Here is a 25,928-nt window from a genome sequence, read left to right as displayed (position 1 = left end):
CCTCAGCCATACAACCAGGAGCCCCGCCATGGCCAAGACCATCCTCATCGTCGACGACTCCGCCTCGGTGCGGCAGGTGGTCGGCATCGCGCTGCGCGGCGCGGGCTACGACGTGATCGAGGGACGCGACGGCCAGGACGCCCTGTCCAAGCTGACGGGCCAGAAAGTGCACCTGATCATCAGCGACGTGAACATGCCGCAGATGGATGGCATCACCTTCCTGAAAGAGGTCAAGCAACTGCCCGCGTATCGCTTCACGCCGGTGATCATGCTCACCACGGAAAGCCAGGAAGCCAAGAAGCGCGAAGGCCAACTGGCCGGCGCCAAGGCCTGGGTGGTCAAGCCCTTCCAGCCCGCGCAGCTGCTGGGCGCCGTCGAAAAACTGATTCTGCCCTGACCGGCGGACATCGAGCCTGCCTGGAGACCCGCCGTGCCCAACGTCCACCTGCGCCTTGACGGCGAACTCACCATCTACACCGCGCAGGATGTGCGGCAGCGCCTCCTGCAGGCGCTGTCGGCGGATGACGCTCCCGCCGCGCTGCGGCTGGACCTGCGCGACGTGACGGAAGCCGACACGGCCGGCCTGCAATTGCTGCTGGCGGCGCGCGCTTATGCGCGGGCTCGTGGCCGGGAAGTCCGCCTGGCCGGCATGGCGCCCAGCGTCGAGTCCGCCATCCAGCTGCTGGGCCTGGAAGACGCGTTCGCGGATGCGCGCGACGATCTGGCGCCCGATGGCATCTGCGCCGACCTGTACGCCGCCGCGCGCGCCGGCGCGACGGCATCGCCGGCCTGACGGCCCGGAGCATCACCATGGACATGGAACAGGCACTGCAAACCTTCATCACCGAGAGCCGCGAGCTCTTGGGCGAGATGGAGTCCGCGCTATTGGTCGTCGCGGACGTCGACGATCCCTGCGATGCCATCAACGCGATCTTTCGCGCGGCGCACACCATCAAGGGCTCGGCCGGCCTGTTCGGCATCGATGACATCGTCGCCTTCACCCACCAGGTCGAGAGCGTCCTGGACCGGGTGCGGGAAGGCGGCATCGCGATCGATGGCGACCTGGTGGCGCTGATGCTGGCCTGCGGCGACCATATCGGCAGCCTGGTGGAGCGGGTCGCGGACCACCGCCAGGAAGCGGATCCGGACCTGCAAAGCGAAGCGGCGGCCCTGCTGCCGCGGCTGGCGGCCTATCTGGAAGCCGGGGCGGCAGCCGGAGCAGCCGCCTGCCCGCCCTGCGCGGACGACGGCGCGGCGATGGCAGAGGGCCTGGACGGCGTATCGGCGGGCATTGCGGTGGGTGCATCGGTCGACGATGCGGCCGCCGTCGGCGACCACTGGCACATTTCCCTGCGCTTCCACGAAGGCGTCCTGCGCAATGGCATGGACCCATTGTCCTTCGTACGCTACCTGCACAAGCTGGGTCGCGTCACCGGCGTGGCCTGCCAGACGGGACGTCTGCCGACGCTGGAAGCCATGGACCCGGAAGCCTGCTACCTGGGGCTGGAGATCGGCCTGGACAGCCCGGCCGACAAGGCCACCATCGAGAGCACCTTCGAATTCGTACTGGACGATTGCGACATCCGCATCATTCCGCCGCGCAGCCGCATGGCCGACTACATGCTGATGATCGAGGAACTCGGCGAAGAGCCCGTCATGCTGGGCGAAATGCTGGTGCGTTGCGGCACCCTGACGCCGCGCGAACTCGAGGAGGCCTTGCATGCCCAGCGCAGCGGCACGGCCGACGGGCCGCTGGGTGAAATCCTGGTGCGCCAGCAGACGGTGGCGGAACCGGTAGTGGATCGCGCGCTGGCCAAGCAACGCCAGGCCAAGGACAGCAAGTCGCAGGAAAGCCGCTCGATGCGCATCGACGCGGAGAAGCTGGATCACCTGATCGGGCTGGTGGGGGAATTGATCACCGCGTCGTCCGGGGCCGGCGTGGCGGCGGCCCGCGCCGGCAATGCCGAGCTCCAGGCCTGCAATGCCCAGGTGGCCGCCCTGGTCGAGGCCGTGCGCGACAGCACGCTGCAACTGCGCATGGTGAAGATAGGCGCCACCTTCAACCGCTTCCGGCGCGTGGTGCACGACGTCTCGCGCAGCCTGGGCAAGCACATCGAACTGGTGGTGCGCGGCGAGGACACCGAACTGGACAAGACGGTGGTCGAACGCATCGGCGATCCGCTCACCCACCTGGTGCGCAACGCCATGGATCACGGCATCGAGTCGCCGCAGGCGCGCGCGGCGGCGGGCAAGCCCGCGCACGGCACCATCACGTTGGACGCGCGCCATGAATCCGGCCACATCGTGATCCAGGTCGGCGACGACGGCGCCGGCCTGAACCGCGAGCGCATCGTCGCCAAGGCCATCGAACGCGGGCTGATCGAAGACGGCCGCGGCATGCGCGACGAAGACGTCTACAGGCTGATCTTCGAGCCGGGGTTTTCCACGGCGCCGGCCGTCACCGACCTGTCGGGGCGCGGCGTCGGCATGGACGTGGTCAAGCGCAACATCGAGGCCTTGCGCGGCAGCGTCGAAGTCACCAGCCGCGCCGGGCAGGGCAGCACGGTCGCGGTGCGGCTGCCGCTGACGCTGGCCATCATCGACGGCTTCCAGGTGGCGGTGGGGCGCTCGCTCTTCGTGCTGCCGCTCGATATGGTGGACGAATGCATCGCCTATACGCCGGTGCAGGGCCGCGACTACACCGACCTGCGGGGCCGGGTGCTGCCTTTCATACGCCTGCGCCGCATGTTCGACCTGCCGGGGCAGCCCACTGCGCGAGAGAACATCGTCGTGGTCCGCCACGGCGGCGACCGCATCGGGCTGGTGGTGGACACCCTGCTGGGCGAGACGCAGGCGGTGATCAAGCCCTTGTCGCGCCTGTTCGCGCAGGCGCGCGGCATCAGCGGCTCCAGCATCCTGGGCAGCGGCGAAGTCGCATTGATCCTGGACGTCCCGGCCCTGATGGCCGAGGCGCGCAATTCCGCAACCGCGGGCCATGCCCGCATGTCCGCTTGACGTGGCACCCGCGCGGCCGGGCCGGCCGCCACGCAGTTCATTTTGGAGAAAGGCATGTTCGGGAATATGAAGGTGGCCACGCGGTTGGCATGGGGGTTCGGCATCATGATCGTGCTGCTGGCCGCGATATCGGTATTGAGCATCACGCGGCTGGAGAAGATCAACGAGTCGCTGACCGACGTGACCATGAACCGCTATCCCAAGACGGCGCTGCTGAACGAGGTGCTGCAGAAGTCGCTGGACGACGGCCGGCAGTTGCGTGGCCTGCTGCTGGCGGCCGACGACGCCGAAGCGACCCGCCTGCGCAAGCGCCTGGCCGACAACGCCGCCGCGCGGGGACAGGCGATGGGCAAGCTGGACAAGACCATCAGCGGCGAAACGCCCCGCGCATTGCTGAAGAAGGTCGAGGACAACCGCGCCGCGCTGGAGCAGCGCATCGACGGCTTCTTCGCGCTGGCGTCGGCGGCCGATAAGTCGAATGCGGTCGCGTACCTGCGCAGCGATATCCTGCCGGCCAATACCGCGCTTGAGGTCGCCGTGCGTGATTTGCTGAACTACGAAGTGCAGCAGATGGACGCGGCCAATGCCGCCGGGGACGAGATGTACGACCAGACGCGCATGCTTGTGATGGCGCTGTCCGGCGGCGCCCTGGTGCTGGCGCTGCTGATCGGCCTGCTGATCACCCGCGGCTTGCTGAAGCTGCTGGGCGGCGAGCCCGCCTATGCGGCGCACATCTTGCAGCAGGTCGCCGGAGGCGACCTGTCGGTGGAGGTGAAAACGCGCAAGGGCGACACAACCAGCATGATGGCCAACGTCGGCAACATGGTCACGCGCCTGTCGCAGGTGGTGTCGGAAGTGAACAGCAGCGCGGAAGCGCTGGCCGGCGCGTCCGAGGAAGTCAGCGCCACCGCGCAATCGCTCAGCCAGGCCTCCAGCGAGCAGGCCGCCGGCGTGGAGGAAACCAGCGCGTCCATCGAACAGATGACGGCGTCCATCGCGCAGAACACCGAGAACGCCAAGGTCACTGACAGCATGGCGACCAAGGCCTCCACGGAAGCGGCCGAAGGCGGCGAGGCCGTGACGTCGACGGTGGCAGCAATGAAGCAGATCGCGCAGAAGATCGGCATCATCGACGACATCGCCTACCAGACCAACCTGCTGGCCCTGAACGCCGCCATCGAAGCGGCGCGTGCTGGCGAGCATGGCAAGGGCTTCGCCGTGGTGGCGGCCGAAGTGCGCAAGCTGGCCGAACGCAGCCAGGTCGCCGCGCAGGAGATCGGCGACGTGGCGGGTTCCAGCGTGGACCTGGCCGAACGCGCCGGCCGCCTGCTGGAGCAGATGGTCCCCAACATACGCAAGACCTCCGACCTGGTGCAGGAAATCACGGCCGCGTCGGAAGAACAATCGTCCGGCGTGGGGCAGATCAACGCGGCCGTCGCGCAGTTGAGCCAGACCACCCAGCAGAACGCTTCCAGCTCTGAAGAGCTGGCCGCCACCGCGGAAGAAATGAGCGCGCAGGCCGAACAGCTGCAAGCGGCGATGAGCTTCTTCAAGCTGTCCGACAGCGTGGCCCGCGCCGCCGGTACGGCCGCGGCGGCGCGCAAGCGTCCCCTGGCAGCGCGCCGGCCCACCGCCGCGCTGGGCAGGGACGTCGAAGCGGAACCCGCGGGCAAGCTGGCCTATGCCGCGGCCGGCGCCGACGCGATCGACGAATCGCAATTCGTGCGTTATTGAGGGGCAGTGCGATGAGCGCGATGCCGCAACCCTACGGTGCGGGCGCCCAGGCGGGTGCCGAGCCGTCGCAGTACCTGACCTTCATGCTGGGCGGCGATACCTTCGCCATCGGCATCCTGGCCATCAAGGAAATCATCGAATACCACGACCTGACGCTGGTGCCGATGATGCCGGCGTGCATACGCGGCGTCATCAACCTGCGCGGCGCGGTGGTGCCGGTCATGGACCTGCAGGCCCGCTTCGGCCGCGAGCCGTCGGCGGTGACCAAGCGCACCTGCATCGTCATCGTCGAACTGGACACGGACGACGGCGGCCGCCAGGTCGCGGGCGTCGTGGTGGACGGCGTGAACGAGGTGCTGGAAATCGCCCAGGCCGACATCGAGCCGCCGCCCGCGTTCGGCGCGGGCCTGCGCAGCGATTTCATCGCCGGCGTCGGCAAGGTGCGCGGCCGTTTCGTCATCCTGCTCGCGGTCGGACCCGTCATGGCGTTGGATGGGCTGAACGCGGCTTCCGACGCCGTGCACCAGGCCGCCATGCCGGAAGGCGCGAGCGTGATATGAACGGGCAGGACCGGGCCAGGCAGATGGCGGTTGCGCCGCCCGGCGTGGTGTCGGTCCTGATCGTCGACGACAGCGCCGTGCATCGCATGCACATCGCCTCGCTGTGCCGCAAGCTCGGAATCGACGCCGTGCACGAGGCCGTGGGCGGCACGACGGCGCTGGCATTGCTGGAACGGCTGTCGCCACGGCCGTCGGTGATGATCGTCGATATCGAAATGCCCGGCATGGATTGCATCGAGCTGCTGGAGCAGCTGTTGATCCGCGACGTCATCCCCGACCTGGTGATCGCCTCCGGCCGAGAGAGCGCGATGATCGATTCCGTGGTCTCGGTGGCCGCCGGCATGGGCTTCCAGGTATTGGCCGGCCTGGAGAAACCCTTGACGCTGGCCGGACTGTCCGACGCGCTGGACATGCGCGGCGTGCGCACGCCGGGCGGGCTGGCCGCGGCGGGCGGCGTGGCGGCGAACGCGCCCGACAGCGCCACGCATATCCCCCCGAGCATGCTGGAAGCGGCGCTGCGCGATGGCCAGATCCGCGTGCACTATCAGCCCAAGGCCGACATCCGCACCGGACTCATACGCGGCGTGGAAGCCCTTGCGCGCTGGACGCATCCCGAGCTGGGCGACATCGCGCCGGCTCGATTCGTGCCGCTGGCCGAGCGCTACGGCCTGATCCATCCCTTTACCTTCATTGTGATGGAGCAGGCTCTGGCCCAGGTGTCGCGCTGGAGCCGGCGCGGGCTGCGGCTCTCCCTGGCGGTGAACCTGTCGCCATTGCTGCTGGATTGGCCGGGCCTGGCCAACGGCATCCTGGAAGTGGTGGAGCGCTTCCAGGTTCCGCCCGGGCAACTGGTGTTCGAGATCACGGAAAGCTCGCTGGTCGAGGCCGACAGCGCCGCGCGCGGATTGCTGGCGCGGCTGCGCCTGCGCGGCTTCGGCCTGTCCATCGACGACTACGGCACCGGCTTCTCGTCCATGCAGCAATTGACGCGCGTGCCGTTCACCGAGCTGAAGATAGACCGCAGCTTCGTGCACGGCGCCAACGGCCGCAAGCAGTTGCGCACCATCCTGGGCGCGGCCATCGATATGGCAACGGAGATGGGCATGACCACGACCGCCGAAGGCATCGAGACGCTGGAGGACTGGCGGCTGGTGCAGCGGCTGGGATGCGCGCTGGGCCAGGGGTATTTCATTGCCCGCGCCATGCCGGGCGAAGCCATCCCATCCTGGTTGCGTACGCATCGCGCGCGGCTGCCGCTGCTGCGCACTCCCACAGAAGTTTCCAGCGAAGACTGAATACTCGACCGCCCATCGCCATGCAGCCGATCAACGACAGGGAATTCGCCCAGTTCCAGCGCTTCATCTACGAGGCGGCGGGCATCACGCTGGCGCCGGCCAAGAAGGCGCTGGTATCCGGACGGCTATCGAAGCGCGTGCATGCGCGCGGCGTGGACAGCTACGGCGATTATTTCGCGCTGCTGCAAGGCGCGGCCGGCGCGGCGGAAATGCAGATCGCGATCGATCTGCTGACGACCAACGAAACCTATTTCTTTCGGGAACCGCGGCATTTCGACATGCTGCGCCGCCTGGCCACCGGCGCGTCCCAGCCGTTTCGCGTCTGGAGCGCGGCCAGCTCGACGGGTGAGGAAGCCTATACCGCGGCGATGGTGTTGCGCGATTGCCTGGCCGACAGGCGGCCCTTCGAAATCGTCGGCACCGACATCAGCACCCGCGTGCTGGAGCGTGCGCGCACGGGACACTACTCCGAACAGCGGGCACTCCAGATGCCGGACGACTACCGCAAGCGCTTCTGCCTGAAAGGCACCGGCCAGCATGCCGGCACCTTGCTGGTCGACCGCGCGGTACGAGCCCATGTGCGCTTCCTGCATGCGAACCTGAACGCGCCGCTGCCCGACCTGGGACGCTTCGACGTGATTTTCCTGCGCAACGTCATGATCTATTTCAACGGCGATACCAAGCGACAGGTGGTGGACCGCGTGCTGGGCCTGCTCAAGCCCGGCGGGCACCTGTTCATCGGCCATTCGGAAAGCCTGCACGGCGTGACCGATGCGGTGCGCAGCGTGATGCCGTCCGTTTACCGCAAGCCATGAATCCTATGTCATCCATCAAAGTCATGGTCGTCGACGACTCCGCCGTGGTGCGCCAGGTGCTGGCCGGCCTGTTGTCTGAAGCGCCCGGCATCGAGGTGCTGCACGCCGCTGCCGATCCCATCCTTGCCGCCGAGCGCATGAAGCAGGCGTGGCCCGACGTGATCGTGCTGGACATCGAGATGCCGCGCATGGATGGCCTGACCTTTCTGCGCAAGATCATGCAGGAGCGTCCCACGCCGGTGGTGATCTGTTCGACCCTGACCGAGAAAGGCGCGCGGGTCACGGTGGAGGCGCTGGCCGCCGGCGCGGTGTCGGTCGTGACCAAACCCAAGCTCGGGCTCAAGCAGTTCCTGACCGACAGCGCCGCCGAACTGATCGCCACTGTGCGCGCGGCGGCCCGGGCCCGCGTGCGGCGCCTGCCCGCCGGCCATGCGGCGCCGGCCGTGGCCACGCCCAAGCACAGCGCCGACGCCGTCCTGCCGGCGCCAGACCATCGCCCCGGCGCGGCGCAGCCGGTGCTGCAGACCACCGAGCGCCTGGTCGCCATCGGCACGTCCACCGGCGGCACGCAGGCGCTGGAAGAAGTGCTGACCGGCTTGCCACGCGTATGCCCGGGGATGGTGATCGTGCAGCACATGCCGGAAAAATTCACCGCCGCCTTCGCCGCGCGCCTGGACGGGATCTGCCGGATCTCGGTCAGGGAGGCGCAGAACAACGACCGCGTCGTCCCGGGCCAGGCCCTGATCGCGCCCGGCGGCAAGCACATGATGCTGAAACGCAGCGGCGCGCAGTATTTCGTCGAAGTGCGCGACGGCCCGCTGGTCAACCGGCATCGCCCCTCGGTGGACGTGCTGTTCCGGTCCGTGGCGCGGCACGCGGGCGGCAACGCGCTGGGCATCATCATGACCGGCATGGGCGACGACGGCGCCGCCGGCCTGCTGGAAATGCGCCAGGCCGGCGCCCGCACGCTGGCGCAGGACGAAGACAGCTGCGTGGTGTTCGGCATGCCCAAGGAAGCCATCAAGCGCGGCGGCGTGGAGCGTACCGTGCCGTTATCGGCGATCGCGCGCGAGATACAGGCCGCGGGCGCGCGCTGAGCCGTCCTCAGGCCATGGTGGACGCCCACACGCGCGCGTAGTTGCCGCCCAGGATCATGCCTGCTTCTTCGCGGCTGAACCCGGCATCGACCAGCGCCTGCGCCAGCTGCGGCAGCTTGCGATAGCTGTCCAGCACCGAGGGACTCAGCAAGCCCAGCATGTCGCTGCCGATCCCGACGTGGCGTACGCCGACGACGTCGGCCATGGCGCGTATGCCGCCGGCCATCGCCGCCAGCGTGGGAAACGTGGTGGCGACCGGCCAGATGCCGATGACGCCGTCGGTGTCGGCGATCAGCTTCGCGTGCTCCGGCGAGATCGCGCGGCTGTAGCGCGAGGGGCGCTTGGCCAAGGCGGTATGCGACAGCACCAGCGGCCGCGCGGTCACGGCGGCGGCGCGTCTGACAAGTTCCAGGGTGCCATGGGCGACGTCGACCACGATGCGCAGCGTGTTGCAGCGCCGGATCACGTCGACGCCGAAATCGGTCAGCCCGCCATGGACGGGCGGCGCCGTCTGGATGTCGCCCAGTTCGTTTACCCGGTAATGCGTCAGCTGCAGGTGGCGCAGGCCGTGACGCTGCCAGGCGTCCTGCAACTGTTGGACGTCACCCTCCAGGAAGTCGGCGCCTTCCGCGGCTACGATCACGGCGCCGCCGGTTTCGCGCGCCGCGTCCAGCGATGCGGCATCCAGGACGGGCCGCAGGCCCTGCTCGGACATCAGTGCGTGCAGGCGTTGGAACGCGGCTTCGCCGCGTGCCGCCATCTCGCCCGGCGCCGGGTCGCGATAGGCGACGATGCGACGGCGCCCGGAGGCGCTGTCGACGATATGGTTCACACTCGAATCGCTGACCACGGCCATGCAGACGACGTCCATGCCGCCCGCCCGCATCGGCGCCGCGACCGGCGTAAAGGCCGGCGGGACGGGCGCCCGGCCCAGGTTGATGCGGCCCGCGTGGCTGTGCATGTCGATCGTGACCTGCGTTCGCATCCATGCCTGCGTATCCGTCTCGTTGTGCGGCTCCGCCGAGGACGCCGTGCCGGATCCCGGGAAGGAAGCTATGTCGCCATGGCCGGCAGGGCTCGCGCATGCGGCCAGGCCGGATAGGGCGCCCAGTGCCAGGAAACGCCGGCGGCTCAGCCCGGCGGCATCCCATGGGTCCCTGACCCGGCTTACGCGGGCGTCCCGTATCCGATAACGCCAGCCGGCCGGATCGTTGGCCAGCGGCTGCCAGATGCCTTCCACCAACACCGGGCCGGCATGGACGGCGATCGCGTCGGCGGCATGGACCTCCACCGCGGTATCGGAAGCCGGCGCGGCGTGGGCGCCGCAGCAGGGTGCGTGCTGCATCACCAACAGCGTGTCGGCATAGCGGCTATCGGCCGGGAATAAGGGGTGTCCGGCCAGTACGACCCGCTGGCCCGCGGGAATGTCGAAAGCACCAGCGTAGACGGTGGACCATCGCAGGCGCATGGGCACCTCCTGAGGCAGCTCTGGAAGAGCAGATGATGCCGCGCGAATCTGTCGGCATCCTTGCGAACTCCATCCCCGATTCCGGCCTGCCTGTTACATGTAATCACTTTGTCAGCTTGGCCATGAAGCTTTCGCCACGCATGCGCCACGCTAAAAATTAGCTGATTGTTGCGAGTTTGTATGCTAATACGGACATTATGTCTCAATGAGGTGTTTTAAGTCACAATCGATCACTCAATTTGTGTCAATGAATGACACTCCTGTAACTACAAGAAATAACGTAGAGGAGATTATGGTCGTGCAGTAGCTTTTAGAATCTTCGGGATATTTCTTGAAGTAGACGGCCCGGGAGCTCCCTACGGTAGCGTGTGAGGACACAGCGATTGGGACGCGGAAACGCACTTCCTGCCCGGCGGCAGATGTCTCCCGATTTCGAACCTGGAGCCAGGCGGAAATCGACAGGAAGCCCTAGAACATGGAGCTTCCGATGAGACTTGCTTGCCGAGTGGCTTTGTCACGTCCGTACTTTCCGCTAGGGGCAGCGTGGCTGTGCACGGCATGGCTGACCGCGACGCCGGAACGCGCACTGGCCGCCTGTTCCACCGGCACGTCCATCGTGTGCGCCACGCAGGCAACGGCGCTGGACTCGAACTCGGTCTTTTCGTCGCTGAACAATGTCACGGTCACCGTATCGCCGACGGCCTCGGTATCCGTTCCGGCCGTGAACCTGGGCGGCTCGGCCGTGCAACTGACCGGCAACAACACCACGTTGAACAACGCCGGCGTGATCGATCCCACCTTGTCCGGCCTGGCGTCCCTGGGCGGCTCGGGCGTGGCGATGGGCAATGCCACGGCAGGCGGCACCGTATCCGTCACCAACGCCAGCACCGGCGCGATCCGGGGCACCGGCCTGAACCTGGTGGGCGGCCTGCTCAACCTGAACGGCCTGGCGCTGAACCTGCGCAGCAACGGTAGCGGGGCGATCAGCATCAACAACGCCGGCGCGATAGGCTCGCAAGTACCGTCGGGCGTTTCGCTGAACGTCTATGACAGTCCCGTCATCGCAGCCTATGGCGGCGCGCCGGTGAACATGGTCAACACGGGCACGGTAACGGGCCGGATCGGCTTCGGCACGTCGACCGCCGGCAATCGCTTCGTCAACGCCGGTACCGTGAACGGCAGCGTGTACCTGGGCGCGAACAGCAGCAACACGTACACGGCGGTGACCGGCTCCACCGTCAATGGCGGTACCGGCGTTTCCGTCGATGCGCTGAACGTGCTGGGCTTGAATGTCGGGTTCGCGGGCGCCGGCCTGGTGAATGGCGGCGAGAACGGCAACAACACGCTGGTGCTACAGAACGCGGCCACCGGCACGGGAAGCGGCGCAAGCGGGACTGGCGTGGCCAGTTCGACGGTGTACCGGAATTTCCAGAACCTCACGGTGAACAGCGGGTCATGGACGCTGAGCGGACCATTGGTCAGCCAGCAGGCCATCCTGAACGGCGGCCTCGTCACCGTCGACGGAGGATCGGTGTTCGGGACGGGTACGGTGCAGGCGAATGGCGGCGCGATCGCCGCGGCCAGCAATGGCTTGACCCTGGGTAACGCATTCACGCTGGGCGCGGGCGGGCTGGCAGTGCAAGGCGCCAACAGCATGACCTTGAGCGGCGCGCTCACCGGCACGGGCAGCCTGACCAAGTCAGGCACCGGCGCGTTGAGCCTGTCCGGCACCAACACCTACAGCGGCGGTACGGTCCTGAACGCCGGCACGCTTACGCTTGCTGCGCCGGCCGCGTTGGGCAGCGGCGTCGTCACCGTGAACGGCGCGTCGACGTTGAGCAACAGCACCGCGATGACGCTGTCCAACGGCATCGCGCTGAACAATGACCTGACCTTGGCCACACCGGACGACCTGGTCCTGGGTGGCGCCATCACCGGCAATGCCGCGCTGATCAAGACGGGCGCAGGCACGTTGGGCGTGACCGGCGCCAACAGCTACGCCGGCGGCACGCAACTGAACGGCGGCGGCCTGGCGGTGGCGGGCAATACCGCGCTGGGCAGCGGCGCGTTGACGGTCAATGCGCCGTCGACATTGCAAGCCAGCGGCGCGGCAGCGCTGCAGAATGCGATCGTCCTGAACGGTGCGCTGGGCCTCTCCGGCGCGAACCCGCTGGCATTGTCCGGTGCGATCAGCGGTGCCGGCGGCCTGGCGAAAACGGGAACGGGGGCGGTTACGCTGACCGGCAGCAACAGCTATACCGGCGGCACGTCGTTGGGCGGTGGAACGGTCAATATCGGTAGCAACAGCGCATTGGGCTCGGGCACCATCACCGTCGCCGCGGGCACGACGCTGTCCAGCCTGGGGAATGTGGCCCTGGCGAACACCGCCAACCTGAACGCGGCACTGACCGTGGACGGACCGAACACGCTATCGCTGAACGGCGCGCTGGCGGGCGCCGCCGGTGCGGTCGTGAAAAACGGCGGCGGCGTGCTCGCCTTGAACGGCGCGAACAGCTATGGCGGCGGCACGACCCTGAACGCCGGGACCCTGGTCGCGGGGTCCGACACCGCACTGGGCACCGGCACGCTGGCCGTGGGCGGTGCGGCCACGCTCGACAGCAACCGCGCGGTGACGCTGGGCAATGCGGTCGCCCTGGGTGGCGCCCTCACGGTAGGCGGTACGCAGGCGCTGACGCTGAACGGGCCCGTGTCCGGCGCGGGCCGGCTGGTCAAGAACGGCGCGGCCAACCTGACCCTGGCCGGCAACAACACGAACAGCGGCGGCGTGCAGTTGAATGCCGGCACGCTGACCCTGGGCTCGGCCCAGGGCCTGGGCAGCGGGACGCTGGACGTCGGCGGCGCGGCGACGCTGGCCGCCGCCGGACTGACGGTCGGCAACGGGATACAGCTGGGCGGGGGCAGCGCCCTGGGCGTCAGTACCGGCGGCGCGGCGACCACCTTGGCGGGGAACGTGGGCGGGGCCGGCGCGCTGGCGCTGAACGACGGCGGCACGCTCACGCTGAGCGGCGGGAACACCTATACCGGCGGCACCACGCTGAATGCCGGTCGCCTGGTGCTGAGCAGCGACACCGCGTTGGGCGGCGGCGCGCTGACCGTGGCCGGCAGTGCCGCGCTGGATACGACTGCTGCGCGGCAACTGGCGAACGACGTCAACTTGGGCGCGACGCTGACGGTGGACAGCGCCAATGCCATGACGCTGGGCGGCGCGGTCACCGGCGGCGGCACACTGGTGAAGAATGGCACGGGCGTATTGAGCCTGACGGGAACGTCGAACGGCTACGGCGGCGCGGTCATCAACGGCGGCGTGCTGCAGGCTTCATCCGCCACCCTCGGGACCAACAACGTGACGGACAATGCGCGGCTGGTATTCACGCAGAACGCCGTGGGCACGTACGCGGGCAATATCTCCGGGACGGGCAGCGTGGACGTCAACGGCAACGCGCTGCTGACGCTCAGTGGTGTGAACACCTTCACCGGCGGCCTGAACGTGCTGTCGGGCGCCGTGCAGACCCAGGGTGGCCAGGCCTTGGCGGACGATGGCTTGGTCAACATCGCCAGCGGCGCGCAATTGCGTATCGGCGACAGCGAGGCCGTGGGTGGCGTGGCCGGCGCGGGCAGCGTCTTGATCGGCAGCGGCGCGACGCTGGCGCTCGGACAGGACGGCAGCGACAGCAACTTCGCTGGCCAACTGTCCGGCTCCGGATCCATCACGAAAACAGGCGCGGGCACGCTCGTGCTGAGCGGCAGCAGCGATCACGCCGGCGCGTTCGCCGTCAACGGCGGACGCCTGCGGGTGGACGGCACGCTGGCCAGCGGTTCGGTCGCCGTCGGCGCCAATGCGGCGCTGGCGGGCGCCGGCACCTTGCTGGGCAACGTCAATGTCGCGAACGGCGGCATCCTCGAAGCCCGTAGCGGCCAGACGCTCACCACCGGCAGCCTCGCGTTGAACGATGCATCGCGCGTGAACGTGGCGCTGGGGGCGCCGCAGGCGCAGCCGCAGACATTGGTGCAAGTGAACGGCAACCTGACGCTGGACGGCCAGCTGAATGTGTCGGACACGGGCGGCTTCGGCCAGGGGGTTTATCGGCTGTTCGGCTATACCGGCGCGCTGACGGACAACGGACTCGCGTTGGGCGATCTGCCACCGGGGACCATTCCCGCCAACCTGCAGGTGCAGACCGCCATCAGCCAGCAGGTGAACCTGGTGGTGCAGAACGGCGCGGGTGGCGTGCAATTCTGGAATGGCAGCAAACAGGTACCGGACGGCACGCTGGCCGGCGGCAGCGGCACGTGGCAGGCGGGCCTGACCAACTGGACGGACGCGGCGGGACAGGCGCCTCTGGTGTGGGGCAATACCTTCGGCGTCTTCGGCGGCGCCTCGGGCGGCAATGTCGCGGTGGCGGGCCAACAGACGCTGACGGGGCTGCAGTTCTTCACTGACGGCTACACGCTGGGTGGCGCGGGTACGTTGAACCTGGCGGCGGGCACGGACGTGATACGCGTCGATCCCGGCCTGACCGCGCGCATCGATACCGCGATCACGGGAAGCGGCAGCTTGCAGAAGCGCGATACGGGCACCTTGATCCTGGGCGGTTCGAATACATACGCCGGGGGCACCACCTTGAGCGAAGGCGTGCTGCAGGTGGCGGCCGACGCCAGCCTGGGCACCGGCGCGCTCGCGTTCGATGGCGGTACGTTGCGCGTTACGGGCGATGGATTTACCGGCACGAATCGCGCGATCAGCGTCGGCTCGACCGGCCAGTTGGATATTGCTTCCGCCACCAACGTGTACACGCTGGCGCAGAACATTGCCGGGCCGGGACGCCTGACCAAAACCGGCGCGGGCACGCTGGCGCTGTCCGGCAACAACGCCGCGCTGGCGGGTGTGGACTTGAACGCGGGAAGGCTGGTGGCGGGCGGCGCGACGTCGCTGGGCGCGGGCGCGCTGAACGTGACCGGATCGTCGGCGCTGGACGCCGCCGGCTCGCTCGCGTTGTCGAATATGGTCGATATCGGCGCGGGCGTCACGCTGACGAACACGGGCAGCAATGACCTGGCGCTGAACGGCGCGGTCACGGGCAGCGGCGCGTTGGTGAAGAACGGCGGCGCCACGCTCGCCTTGTATGGTCCCAACGACTATGCCGGGGGCACCACGTTGAACGGCGGCGCCATCCAGGTGGGGAGCGATACCGCGCTGGGCGGCGGCGCGCTTGTGGTGGGCGGCGCGTCCCAATTGATCGCCAGCGGCGCGCGCGCCATCGACAACGCCATCACATTGAATGCCGGGTTGTCCACGGCCGGCGGCGATATGGCGCTGAATGGCGCGATCGCTGGCGCGGGCTCGCTGACCAAGACCGGCGGCGGCACATTGACGCTCAACGGGACGAATACCTATGCCGGCGGTACGGCGCTGCAGGCCGGCACGCTGGCCCTGGGCAGCGATGCCGCCCTGGGCACGGGCGCGCTCGCTGTGACGGGCAATGCCGAGCTCGACAGCAGTGCCGGCGCGCGCACGCTATCCAACGACGTGCAGCTCGCGGGCGGCAACCTGGCCGTCGCGCGCAGCCAGGACCTGACCTTGAATGGTGCCGTAAGCGGCGTGGGCGGGCTTGCGCTGGCGGGCAGCGGCACCACGCTCACGCTGGTGGGAGCCAACACCTACACCGGTCCCACGCAATTGAATGGCGGCAATCTGCGCCTGGCATCCAGCGCTGCGATGGGCGGTGGCGCCCTGATCGTGGCCGGCCCTGCGTCATTGGGAGGGACCGCGACGGGCGTCGACCTGACGCTGGGCAATGCCGTGCAACTGGACAATGCGCTCACCGTGACAGGCGACCGCAACGTCGCGCTGACCGGTACGCTGTCGGGCACCGGCGGGCTGAACAAGGGAGGCACGGCGGCGCTGACGCTGGCGGGCGCCAACTCCTACGCCGGCGGCACGACGCTGCAGGCTGGCAATCTGGTGCTGGGCAACGACGCTGCGCTGGGCACTGGTGCGCTCACGGTGGCCGGCGCCGCGGGACTGTCCGGCACGCAAGCCCTGGACGTCGGCAATGCGATCGTGCTGAATGCCGACCTGGACGCCGACACGACGAATGACCTGGCGCTGGGCGGACAGATATCCGGCGCGGGCGGGCTGCACAAGACCGGCACGGGCACCCTCACGCTGGCGGACGGCAACAGCTATGCTGGCGGCACGCGTATCGACGGCGGCACGCTGCTGCTTGAAGGCGGCACCGCACTGGGCACGGGCGGACTGGCCGTGAACGGCGGCTCCACCCTGGCTGGCAGCGCGCCGATCGCGCTTTCCAACACCATACAGCTGAACGCCGCGTTGAACGTGGACACCACACAGGACGTAGCGCTGAACGGCGCGGTGTCCGGCAGCGGCAGCCTGGACAAGACGGGCACGGGCACGCTAACCGTGTCGGGCGGCAACAGTTATTCGGGCGGTACGACCACATCCGGCGGCACGTTGCTGCTGGGTGCGGATACGTCGTTGGGAACGGGCGCGTTGCAGGTGAACGGCGCGGCCGCGATCGACGGCACGGCAGCGTTGACCCTGGCGAACGGCATCGGTCTGGCGGACACGCTGACCGTCAACGGGACGCAGGACCTGGATCTTGCCGGCGCCATCAGCGGCGCGGGCGGCCTGGTCAAAGATGGCGCCGCCAACCTGACCCTGGCCGGCAACAACAGCTATACCGGCGGCACCACGCTGAATGGCGGCACGCTGACGCTGGGAAGCGCGACCGCGCTGGGCGCGGTGGGGAGCGCAGTGACCGTCAACAACAACGCGACCCTGTCCACGTTGGGAGACCAGTCGCTGGGCAACGCAATCGCGCTGAACGGCACGCTGAACGCCGGCGGCGCCGACGACCTGACGCTTGCCGGCGCCATCACCGGCGCTGGCGCCCTGGTGAAGCAGGGCGCGGGCACACTGACGCTTGCCGGCACCAACGCCTACACCGGCGGCACGCAGGTGCAAGGCGGCGTGCTGGTTGGCGATGCCACCAGCCTGGGCGGCCCCATCGCCACGGCGCTCGGTACGCAGGTGCGCTTCGATCAAATCGTGGACGGCACCTACGCGGGTGCGTTGACCGGCGCGGGCAGCCTTGAAAAGACCGGCGCCGGCGCATTGACCCTGAGCGGCGCCAACAATCTGACGGGCACGCTGGGTATCGCGGGCGGCACCATCGTCGCGCAAGGCGGGCAGGCGCTGAACGGCGCGGGCTTGGTGCGCGTGGACACCGGCGCGACGCTGCGCCTTGACGATAGCGAAGCCATCGCCAACCTGGCCGGCACCGGCACGGTGGCGATCCAGCCCGCCGCCAGCCTGGCGCTGGGCGGCGCTGCCGATGGCGTGTTCGCGGGAGATATCGCGGGTTCGGGTGCCTTGGTCAAGACGGGCGCCGGCAGCCTGGCCCTGACGGGCGTGAGCAGCCATACAGGCGCGACGGCGATCAACCAGGGGGCCCTGATCGTCGATGGCGCGCTGGGCAGTTCGACCTTGAGCGTCGCCAACGGTGCAACCCTGGGCGGCAGCGGCCAGGCCACCGGCGCCGTCAGCCTGGCCGATGGCGCGCATCTGGCGCTGGATTCGACGCGGGGCGCGCTGACGGTGGGATCGCTGTCGCTGTCGTCCAATTCGCAACTGGATGCGCGCCTGGGCTCGGCCAGCAATGGCGGACTGTTGAACGTCGCCGGCAACCTGACGCTGGACGGCACCTTGAACGTCAGCGATGCCGGCGGCTTCGGCACGGGTGTCTACCGATTGATCAACTACGGCGGCGCGTTGCAGAACAACGGCCTGGCGCTGGGCAGTCTGCCTGCCGGCGTCGACCCCGCCAACCTGTCCCTGTTGACCGCGTCGGCGGGTCAGGTCAGCCTGTTGAACCAGCGGGTGGCCGGCGAAATCCAGTTCTGGGACAACGGCGCGACGCCGGACGATGGCGCCATCACAGGCGGAACCGGCACCTGGAACAACGCGAATGGCAACTGGACCGACGCCACCGCGACGCTGGATGCCGGCTGGGGCGGCCGCTATGCAGTGTTCCAGGGCCAGGCCGGTACTGTGACCGTGGATGGCACGCAGAACATCACGGGCCTGCAGTTTTCCACGGATGGTTATGTGATCGCCAGCACGGGCACCGGGCAATTGAACGCGGTCAACGATGCCGACGGCTACACCGCCATCCGCGTCGAACCCGGCCTGACCGCGACCATCACCGCGCCGATCGTCGGCGCGGGCGCCGTGGCCAAGCGCGATACCGGCACGCTCATCCTGGATGGCGTGAACACGTATGCAGGGGGCACGCGCCTGGAAGGCGGCGTGACGCAGATCGCCGCCGACACCGCGCTGGGCGCCGCGGGCACCGCGGTCGCCTTCGATGGCGGGACACTGCGCATCGCGGGCACCGGCATGCCGACCATGGATCGTCCGGTAACGCTGGAGGCAGGAGGCGGCACGTTCGACATCGCGGATCCCGCGGAAACCTTGACCTTGAACCAGGGCATCTCCGGCACCGGCGTGCTGGGCAAGACCGGCGTCGGCACCTTGGCGCTGGACGGCGCCAATAGCTACACGGGGGGCACGCTGCTGCAGGCAGGCACGCTGGCGGTCGGCAACGACAGCGCTTTGGGCACGGGCACGCTGACCGCGTCCGGCGGCACCACGCTGAGCAATCCCGCGGGCAACAGCCCCATTACCCTTGATGTGCCCATCGCCCTGCAAGGCAATCTGGCCGTCGATGCCGCCGCGTCGCTGACGCTGTCCAATGCGATAGCGGGCACGGGTGGGTTGACCAAGAATGGCGGCGCCGACCTCACGCTGACGGGCAATAACAGCTATGCCGGCGATACGCGCCTGGACGCGGGCCGCATCGTCGTGGGCAGCGACACCGCCCTGGGCGCGGGATCGCTGATCGTGGCCCCGGGCACGTCGCTGGACGCGCTGGCGCCTGTGTCGCTGGCCAACGCCGTCCTGCTGAACGGCGACCTCACGGTGGCGGGCAGCAACGATATGACGCTGGCGGGTGCGATCTCCGGCGCGGGTGGCCTGATCAAGAATGGCGGCGCGACCTTGACGCTGGATGGTCCCAACACGCAGGCGGGCGACACGCGGCTGAACGCCGGCAAGCTGGTCGTCGGCAACGACGCTGCCCTGGGCGGCGGCGCGCTGATCGCCGCGGCCGGCACCACGCTCGACAGCAATGCATCGATCGCGCTGCCCAATGCCGTGCAACTGGATGGCAGCGTGGCGGTGGCCGGCTCCAACGACCTGACCTTGAACGGCGCGGTCGGCGGCAACGGCGCGTTGGTGAAGAATGGTCCGGCTGTGCTGACGCTCAATGGCGCCAACACCTACGCCGGCGGCACCGCTTTGAACAGCGGCACGCTGGTCGTGGGCAGCAATACCGCGCTGGGCAGCGGCGCCTTGCAAGCCGCGGACGGCACGACGCTGCAAAGCGCCGCGACGGTCAGCCTGGCGAACGACGTGGTCACCAACGGTGCGTTGGCGGTGAACGGCGCGGGCAATCTGGCCTTGAACGGCACGGTCTCGGGACCGGGATCGCTGGACAAGCTGGGCAGCGGCACGTTGACGCTGAATGGCGCCAACACCTATACCGGCGGCACCACCCTACAGGACGGGACCCTGGTCCTGGGCAATGCCAATGCGATAGGCAGCGGGACTCTTTCGGTGACCGGTCCGTCCACGCTGCAGGCGGGCGCGCCGCTGGCGCTGTCCAACGCTGTCGCGCTGGGCAGTCAGCTCACCGTCTCCGGCGCCAACGATATGCAGTTGAACGGCGCCATCAGCGGCGCGGGTTCGCTCGTGAAGGCCGACGGCGCCACGCTGACGTTGGGAGGCACGAACAGCTATACCGGCGGCACCACGCTGGCCGGAGGTACGCTGGTAGGCAACACGGCCAGCCTGCAGGGCAGCATCGCTACGGCGAGCGGCACGACGCTGGTGTTCGACCAGGCCGGGAATGGCGTTTTCAACGGCGGCATCTCCGGCGCGGGCCAGGTGGTCAAGGACGGCGGCGGCAGCGTGCGCCTGAATGGCGCCAACAGCTACACCGGCGGCACCACCGTCGCGGCTGGCACGCTCATCGGCGATTCGGCGAGCCTGCAAGGTGTCATCCACAACCAGGGTACGGTGGTGTTCGACCAGAACGGCAATGGCGCCTTCAACGGCACCATCGACGGCAACGGCACGCTGGTCAAGAATGGCGGCGCCACGCTGGCCCTGAACGGCGCGAACACGGTCGGCGGCGGCACGACCGTCAACAGCGGCGTGCTGGAGGTCAACGGCAGCCTGTCTGGCGGTCCGTTGACCGTCGCGTCCGGCGCCTCGCTGTCGGGGTCGGGCAACGTCTCATCGGACGTCACCCTGGCCAACGGCGCGCGGCTGGTCGCCGGCACGCCCCTGAATCCGATCTCGTTCGGCGGGGCCTTGTCGCTGTCGCCCGCCACGCAGCTGGATTTCTCGCTGGGCGCGCCGAACTCGGCCACCAGCGCGGTCACCGTGGCCACCAACCTGACCATGGACGGCGTGCTGAACGTGATCGATGCCGGCGCGCTGAATACCGGTGTCTATCGGCTGTTCCAGTACGGCGGCACCTTGACCGACAACGGGCTGGTCTACGGAACGCTGCCCGCGGGGTATGCCGCCGGCAACTTCACGCTGCAGACCAACCAGCCCAACCAGGTGAACCTGCTGGTGGAAAGCACGCCGGGAGAGATCCAGTTCTGGAACGGCACGAAGACCATCGCCGATGGCCAGATCGCCGGCGGCGACGGCACCTGGGATGGCGTTACCGCCAACTGGACCAACGCTACCGGCGCGCAGAGCCAAACCTGGAATGGACGCTTCGCCGCGTTCGCCGGGACCGGCGGCACGGTCACGGTCGCGGGACCGCAATCCCTGACGGGCATGCAATTCCTGGCGGACGGCTACACCTTGCAGGCGGGCGCCAACGGTGCGCTGGACATCAGCGCGCCGCTGACACCGATACGCGTCGACAACGGCGCCACCGCGACCATCGCAACGCCTATCACCGGCACCGGCGGACTGCTGAAGGGCGATGGCGGCACGCTGGTGCTGGCGGCGGCGAACTCCTATGGCGGCGGCACTACCGTGGCGGCCGGCACGCTGCAGGTCTCAGCCGACAACCAGCTGGGCGCGACCGCGGGCGGCGTCACGCTGGATGGCGGCACCCTGGCGATCGCGGGCCCTGCCTATGCCGGCACGGCGCGCAACGTTACGTTGGGCGCCCTGGGCGGCACCATCGCGGTTGGCAACAACGACCAGGTGTTCGCGCTGGCGCAGCCGTTGACGGGCGCCGGCGGCCTGACGAAGGCCGGCGCGGGCACCCTGGTGCTGAACGGCGCGAGCAGCTATGGCGGCGGCACCACCATCGCCGGCGGCACGCTGGCGGGCAACAGCACCAGCCTGCAGGGCGCGATCAATGGCGCGGCGGGCACCACGCTGCGTTTCGACCAGGACGGCGACGGCGCCTTCAATGGCGCCCTGTCTGGCGCGGGCCAGCTCGTGAAAAACGGTGCGGGCGCGCTGACGCTGACCCAGCCGTCCAGCTATACGGGCGGCACGCAGGTGAACGCCGGCACCTTGATCGGCGACACCACCAGCCTGCAGGGCAACATCGCGAACAACGCCAACCTGGTATTCGCGCAGAACGTGGACGGAAGCTTCAACGGCGTGCTCTCGGGCAACGGCACCGTGGTCAAGAACGGCGCCGGCACGCTGACCGCCAGCGGCGTGCAACCCTTCAGCGGCACGGTGGTCGTCGACGCCGGCGCGCTGGCACTGGGGACCGCGGCATCGCCCGCGGTGCTGCCCGCACTCGTGCAGGTCAATGCCGGCGGCACGCTGGCCGGCAGCGGCACCATCGCGGGGCTCAGCAACGCGGGTACGGTGAACGCCGGGACCGCCAACGGGCCGCTGCGCGTCGCGGGCAATTTCCAGAACCTGCCGTCGGGCACCGTGCAGGTGGATCTGACGTCCCCGGGCGCCAGCCAGGTCGGCGTGCAGGGCGCCGCGACGCTGGCCGGGACGCTGCGCGTGGCGGATGGATTCCAATACAACGGCACCAACAGCTATACCGTGTTGACCGCCGCGCAAGGGGTCCAAGGGCAGTTCGCCAACACCGAACTGCCGCAGCTGGCGTTCATCGATGCCAGCGTGCGCTACGACCCCAACGATGTCCTGGTGGACTTCACGCGCAATGCGACGGATTTCCCCGACCTGGCGCAGACGGGCAACGAAAGCGCGGTAGCCCAGGCCCTGCAGGAAGGCGCGGCATCCAATGCGAACGGGGCCGGTTCGCCGCTGTACAACGCGGTGCTGGGCCTGAGCAGCGCGGACGTTCCCAAGGCCTTCCGCCAGTTGTCCGGCGACAGCCATGCCGCGCTGGTGTCCGCGCTGCTGAACACCGCGGATACCGCTCGCACGACGCCCATGCATCGTTTCAACGACAGCCTGGATAGCGATGCGCGCGCGGCGGGCGCGGTAGGCCAGGGCGGTGCCTGCGTCGATGGCCCGCAGTCCGGCGAGGGCGGCAGTTTCTTCTCCTGCCGGCGCAATGTGTGGGCGGACGTCATCGGCAACTGGCAGCACCAGGACGGCGATGGCAATGCGCCGAGCTATCGCCAGGAGACGGGCGGCATCATGGTCGGTGGCGACGTCGAAGTACGTGACGGCTGGCGGGTCGGCGCCGCATTCGGCTACCAGGATAGCGACATCAAGGTGGACAGCCGCGATGCGCGCGCCGATACCGACAACTACAGCGTCACGCTGTTCGGCGGCAAGGCCTTCCCGACCCGCAATGGCCAGGCGCTCAAGGTGATGGCCGGCACGTCATTCACCTGGAGCGACATCAGCACACGCCGCGATGTCACGCTGGGCAGCGCCAGCCAGCAGTTGAAGGCCGATTATTCCGCCACCACCGGGCAGGTCTTCGGCGAGATCGGATACTCGGTCCCGGTCACGCCGTCGGTGACAGTGGAGCCGTTCGCCGGCGTCGCCTATGCCCACCAGCGCATCCACGGTTTCTCGGAGGACGGCGGGTCGGCCGCGCTGAATGCCGACAGCGACAGCAACGACATCACCACCACCACAGTGGGCGTGCGCGGCGGCTGGTCCACGGATATCGCCGGCCGTGCGGCGCACCTGCGGGCGGCGCTGGGCTGGCGCCACGCGATGGGCGACGTCGATCCCGAACGCACCATGGCCTTCGACACGGGCCCGTCCTTCACGGTGGCCGGCACGCCGATCGCGCGCGACGCGCTGGTCACGGAGCTGGGCGCGGAAGTCGCGGTGTCGAAGTCCGCCACGGTGGGACTGAGCTACCGCGGCCAGCATGGCGGCGGCAGCCAGGACAACGCCGGATTCCTGAACGTGAGGTGGGCGTTCTGACGGGGGAAGCTGGCGTTCCGTCGGACGCTAGAACGCCAGCGCGATCGCAATGCCGCCGGCCGCCAGGCCGGTGGCCACCACGCCGGCGAATACGATGCCCAGCTCCACCGGCCGGAAGGAACGCGCCAGCATGGCCAGCGACGGCAGGCTGATCGGCGGCAGGGTCATCAGCAGCGCGGCGGCGGGACCGGCCGCCATGCCCAGCGACAGCATCGCCTGGACGATGGGGACTTCGCCCGCGGTGGGAATGACGAACAGCGCGCCCGCCACGGCCAGCGCGGCGATCCACCACACATGGTTGTCGATGTCGGCGCCGATGTGCGGGAACAGCCAGGCGCGCGCCGCGCCCAGCAGCAGCACCAGCACGATGTATTCCGGCACCAGGCGCAGCGCCATGCGCGCGAAGATGGTCGCCCAGCGCTTGAAGGGATTGGCGTCCTGGCTATCGATCGCCTGCGATTGCAGCGCCTGCACCGCGTCGGCGTCCACCGTGCGTTGCGACGAGGCGTTCATGCGGTTCAGCAGCCAACCCAGGCCGAACACCATGACGATGCCCAGGGCCAGGCGCAGCCCCGACCATTGCCAGCCCAGCACGAAGCCCATGAACACCAGCGTGGCGGGGTTCAGGACCGAGTTGCCCAGCCAGAACGCGACGGCGCTGCCAGGGGCTGCCTGGCATTTGCGCAGGCCGGCCACCACGGGCGCGGCGCAGCAGGTGCACATCATGCCGGGCAGGGACATCAGGCCCCCGGCGACGACACTCCCCATGCCGGTGCCGCCCAGCGCGCGGACGATCCAGCGGCGTGGCAGCAGGGCCTGGACCGCGGAGCCCAGCAGCAGGCCCAACACCATGGCCTGCCAGATCGCCTTGCCGTAGGCCAGGGCATAGCCGATGGCCGAGTCCAGCGAGGGCGGCGGCGCGCTGTCCGCCGTGCCCATCAGGATGGATGTCCCGATGGAATGGCTGCTGGCCGCGACAAACGCACGGTTGTAATAGGGGAACCACTTGACGTAGAACAGGCCGAGGATGGCGATCAGCAGGAAAACGGCGATGCCGGTTGCCGCATGGGCGGGGCGTCGCGAGGCGGGCACGGTTTGCATGATGGACGTGGATTCTGGGTGGCCTGTGGCCGGACGGGCGCCATTTTACGGCCGCGCGGCGCGCGGAAGGATTTATCATGTTGCCGCGGGTCGCCAGCCGCGAGCGAGCGGCTTGGATAGCCAGCTCGGACAGCCAGCTCGGACAGCCTGCCGCGAGCGGCCAGCCGCCATCACCGCTTTTTCCATGAACCTGCCGTTTCCCATCCGTGAAGAATGCCCGCCCGGGGCCTGCGTCTGCGACCGCGAACGCCTGCTGTGCGATCCCGGCGGCGACGTGCGCATCCTGCAGCTGACCAAGCAGGAAGAAAAGCGCCTGATCGCGCGCATCGAAGCGGCCAAGGACCTGGCGGACCTGCGGCATGTCGGCAGCCGCATCGAGGCCCAGTTGGGGATCAGGCTGCACATCGCCCCGGGGCCCAATGAGGTGCGCACCGTGCGCGGCTTCGACATCCGCCTGGAAGACTGTCCCGGCCTGTGCCGGCTGACGCGCAAGGCCATCCCGGCGGCGGTGCGCCGTTGCCTGGACGCGCGGCCGGATATCGCCTTCGAACTGCTGAACTCGCACGATCTGCTGCGCGACAGCTGAAAACGCCGCTGCCGGCGCGCGGCCTTCAGGCTAGCAGGCCCATATGGAAGCCATCGGGGCCATCGGCACCGTCAGCCCGCCGAACCGTCAGGCCAATGCGGCGGCCGTTTTCTTGGGCACCCACATCCGGCTCGACCGGTCGCGCAGCATGCGCAGGAACTTCCCGCGACAGACGTCCGCCTTGTGCCGCGCCGTCCAACGTTCCAGCGCCGGCAGCGCGCAGCGCAGCCGGTACTTGAAATCGAAATTGCGCGTGCCCAGGCCATCGACGAACGCCAGGTAGGGCCGGCCCGTTTCCGGGGAACGGTGCACCACGACATTGTTGATGCCGGGATCGGCCAGGATCACGCCGTTGTCGGCCAGCCATTCGCAGGCTTCGCCCACCATGCCGGCGGCTTCCATTTCGCTGACCATGCCGCTGCGCAAGGCGTGCGGCAAGGTCGGACAGGGCGTGCCGTCGGCCTGTTGCACCAGATCGACCACCAGCCCGGGGCCATGGTCGGTTTGCACCCAGCCGTATACGCGGGGCAGGTGACGGCTGGCAATGCCCAGCCTTTGCAGGTGCATGCCGTAATGCAGTTCGATCAGGTTCTGGTCGCGCTCCTGGTCGGGCTTGGAGACCTTGATGCCCAGCGCGCGATTCAAGGGATGGCGCCACACGACGCGATCGTGGCCCGATCCGATTTGCTCGGAAAGGACCAGTGCGATGTCCGGGGCGGAAGAAAGGTCCGCGCTTCGTTCGGGATCAAGGACGGCGAGGTCCGCGTCCAGCGCCAGCGGCAGGCTGCTCATTCG

13 protein-coding genes are annotated in these 25,928 nt (G+C 68.7%); 10 read left to right on the top strand and 3 right to left on the bottom strand.

Going from position 1 to position 25,928, the window contains the following annotated elements:
• The first annotated feature begins 28 nt into the window (after window positions 1-28).
• Genes CAL12_RS23750 through CAL12_RS23715 form a run of 8 tightly spaced genes read left to right on the top strand, consistent with a single transcriptional unit; the run spans window position 29 to window position 8,516 of the window.
• On the top strand, window positions 29-397 hold the full coding sequence (locus CAL12_RS23750; protein ID WP_086066854.1) for a response regulator: 369 nt from the start codon (window positions 29-31) through the stop codon (window positions 395-397).
• Between the two features lie 33 nt (window positions 398-430).
• Complete coding sequence (locus CAL12_RS23745; protein ID WP_157793110.1) at window positions 431-793, top strand: STAS domain-containing protein; 363 nt, start codon at window positions 431-433, stop codon at window positions 791-793.
• Between the two features lie 17 nt (window positions 794-810).
• Window positions 811-3,015, top strand: a complete 2,205-nt coding sequence (locus CAL12_RS23740) for a chemotaxis protein CheA (protein ID WP_086066852.1) — start codon at window positions 811-813, stop codon at window positions 3,013-3,015.
• Window positions 3,016-3,069: 54 nt separating this feature from the next.
• Window positions 3,070-4,749 carry a methyl-accepting chemotaxis protein gene (locus CAL12_RS23735; RefSeq protein WP_198298313.1) on the top strand — a complete coding sequence of 560 codons (1,680 nt, stop codon included), beginning with the start codon at window positions 3,070-3,072 and terminating at the stop codon, window positions 4,747-4,749.
• 11 nt (window positions 4,750-4,760) lie between these two features.
• A complete protein-coding gene (locus tag CAL12_RS23730) occupies window positions 4,761-5,309 on the top strand; it encodes a chemotaxis protein CheW (RefSeq protein ID WP_198298312.1) in 549 nt (182 codons plus the stop codon).
• Window positions 5,306-6,604, top strand: a complete 1,299-nt coding sequence (locus CAL12_RS23725) for an EAL domain-containing response regulator (protein WP_232464614.1) — start codon at window positions 5,306-5,308, stop codon at window positions 6,602-6,604. The genes CAL12_RS23730 and CAL12_RS23725 overlap by 4 nt, the downstream gene beginning before the upstream one ends.
• 20 nt (window positions 6,605-6,624) lie before the next feature.
• Complete coding sequence (locus CAL12_RS23720) at window positions 6,625-7,419, top strand: CheR family methyltransferase (RefSeq protein ID WP_086066851.1); 795 nt, start codon at window positions 6,625-6,627, stop codon at window positions 7,417-7,419.
• 5 nt (window positions 7,420-7,424) lie between these two features.
• Entirely contained in the window at window positions 7,425-8,516 is a 1,092-nt protein-coding gene (locus tag CAL12_RS23715; protein ID WP_086066850.1) for a protein-glutamate methylesterase/protein-glutamine glutaminase, read from the top strand.
• 7 nt (window positions 8,517-8,523) lie between these two features.
• Here CAL12_RS23715 and CAL12_RS23710 read toward each other — a convergent pair whose 3' ends face one another.
• Window positions 8,524-9,984, bottom strand: coding sequence for a dipeptidase (locus tag CAL12_RS23710; protein WP_232464613.1), 1,461 nt, complete (start codon window positions 9,982-9,984; stop codon window positions 8,524-8,526).
• A 487-nt stretch (window positions 9,985-10,471) separates the two neighbouring features.
• Here CAL12_RS23710 and CAL12_RS28170 point away from each other — a divergent pair, with 487 nt between their 5' ends.
• A complete protein-coding gene (locus CAL12_RS28170; protein ID WP_198298311.1) occupies window positions 10,472-23,446 on the top strand; it encodes an autotransporter-associated beta strand repeat-containing protein in 12,975 nt (4,324 codons plus the stop codon).
• 27 nt (window positions 23,447-23,473) lie between these two features.
• Here CAL12_RS28170 and CAL12_RS23610 read toward each other — a convergent pair whose 3' ends face one another.
• Entirely contained in the window at window positions 23,474-24,547 is a 1,074-nt protein-coding gene (locus CAL12_RS23610; protein ID WP_086066849.1) for a permease, read from the bottom strand.
• A gap of 184 nt (window positions 24,548-24,731) precedes the next feature.
• Between CAL12_RS23610 and CAL12_RS23605 the strand changes: the two genes are divergently transcribed.
• Window positions 24,732-25,133, top strand: a complete 402-nt coding sequence (locus CAL12_RS23605; RefSeq protein ID WP_086066848.1) for a hypothetical protein — start codon at window positions 24,732-24,734, stop codon at window positions 25,131-25,133.
• An 87-nt stretch (window positions 25,134-25,220) separates the two neighbouring features.
• Here the strand turns inward: CAL12_RS23605 and CAL12_RS23600 are convergent, their stop codons facing one another.
• The gene (locus tag CAL12_RS23600) at window positions 25,221-25,925 is read right to left on the bottom strand and encodes a YrbL family protein (RefSeq protein WP_086066847.1); all 705 of its coding nucleotides are present in this window, start codon (window positions 25,923-25,925) and stop codon (window positions 25,221-25,223) included.
• Between the last annotated feature and the right edge of the window lie 3 nt (window positions 25,926-25,928).

This window comes from Bordetella genomosp. 8, from assembly GCF_002119685.1.
Lineage (GTDB): Bacteria > Pseudomonadota > Gammaproteobacteria > Burkholderiales > Burkholderiaceae_B > Bordetella_C.
This window is presented reverse-complemented; position numbering and strand designations above follow the sequence as displayed.

Coding starts and splice junctions, on each gene's coding strand:
- CAL12_RS23750 (WP_086066854.1), top strand. CDS start 29: ATGGCCAAGACCATCCTCATCGTCGACGACTCCGCCTCGGTGCGGCAG.
- CAL12_RS23740 (WP_086066852.1), top strand. CDS start 811: ATGGACATGGAACAGGCACTGCAAACCTTCATCACCGAGAGCCGCGAG.
- CAL12_RS23735 (WP_198298313.1), top strand. CDS start 3,070: ATGTTCGGGAATATGAAGGTGGCCACGCGGTTGGCATGGGGGTTCGGC.
- CAL12_RS23730 (WP_198298312.1), top strand. CDS start 4,761: ATGAGCGCGATGCCGCAACCCTACGGTGCGGGCGCCCAGGCGGGTGCC.
- CAL12_RS23725 (WP_232464614.1), top strand. CDS start 5,306: ATGAACGGGCAGGACCGGGCCAGGCAGATGGCGGTTGCGCCGCCCGGC.
- CAL12_RS23720 (WP_086066851.1), top strand. CDS start 6,625: ATGCAGCCGATCAACGACAGGGAATTCGCCCAGTTCCAGCGCTTCATC.
- CAL12_RS23715 (WP_086066850.1), top strand. CDS start 7,425: ATGTCATCCATCAAAGTCATGGTCGTCGACGACTCCGCCGTGGTGCGC.
- CAL12_RS23710 (WP_232464613.1), bottom strand. CDS start 9,984: ATGCGCCTGCGATGGTCCACCGTCTACGCTGGTGCTTTCGACATTCCC.
- CAL12_RS28170 (WP_198298311.1), top strand. CDS start 10,472: ATGAGACTTGCTTGCCGAGTGGCTTTGTCACGTCCGTACTTTCCGCTA.
- CAL12_RS23610 (WP_086066849.1), bottom strand. CDS start 24,547: ATGCAAACCGTGCCCGCCTCGCGACGCCCCGCCCATGCGGCAACCGGC.
- CAL12_RS23605 (WP_086066848.1), top strand. CDS start 24,732: ATGAACCTGCCGTTTCCCATCCGTGAAGAATGCCCGCCCGGGGCCTGC.
- CAL12_RS23600 (WP_086066847.1), bottom strand. CDS start 25,925: ATGAGCAGCCTGCCGCTGGCGCTGGACGCGGACCTCGCCGTCCTTGAT.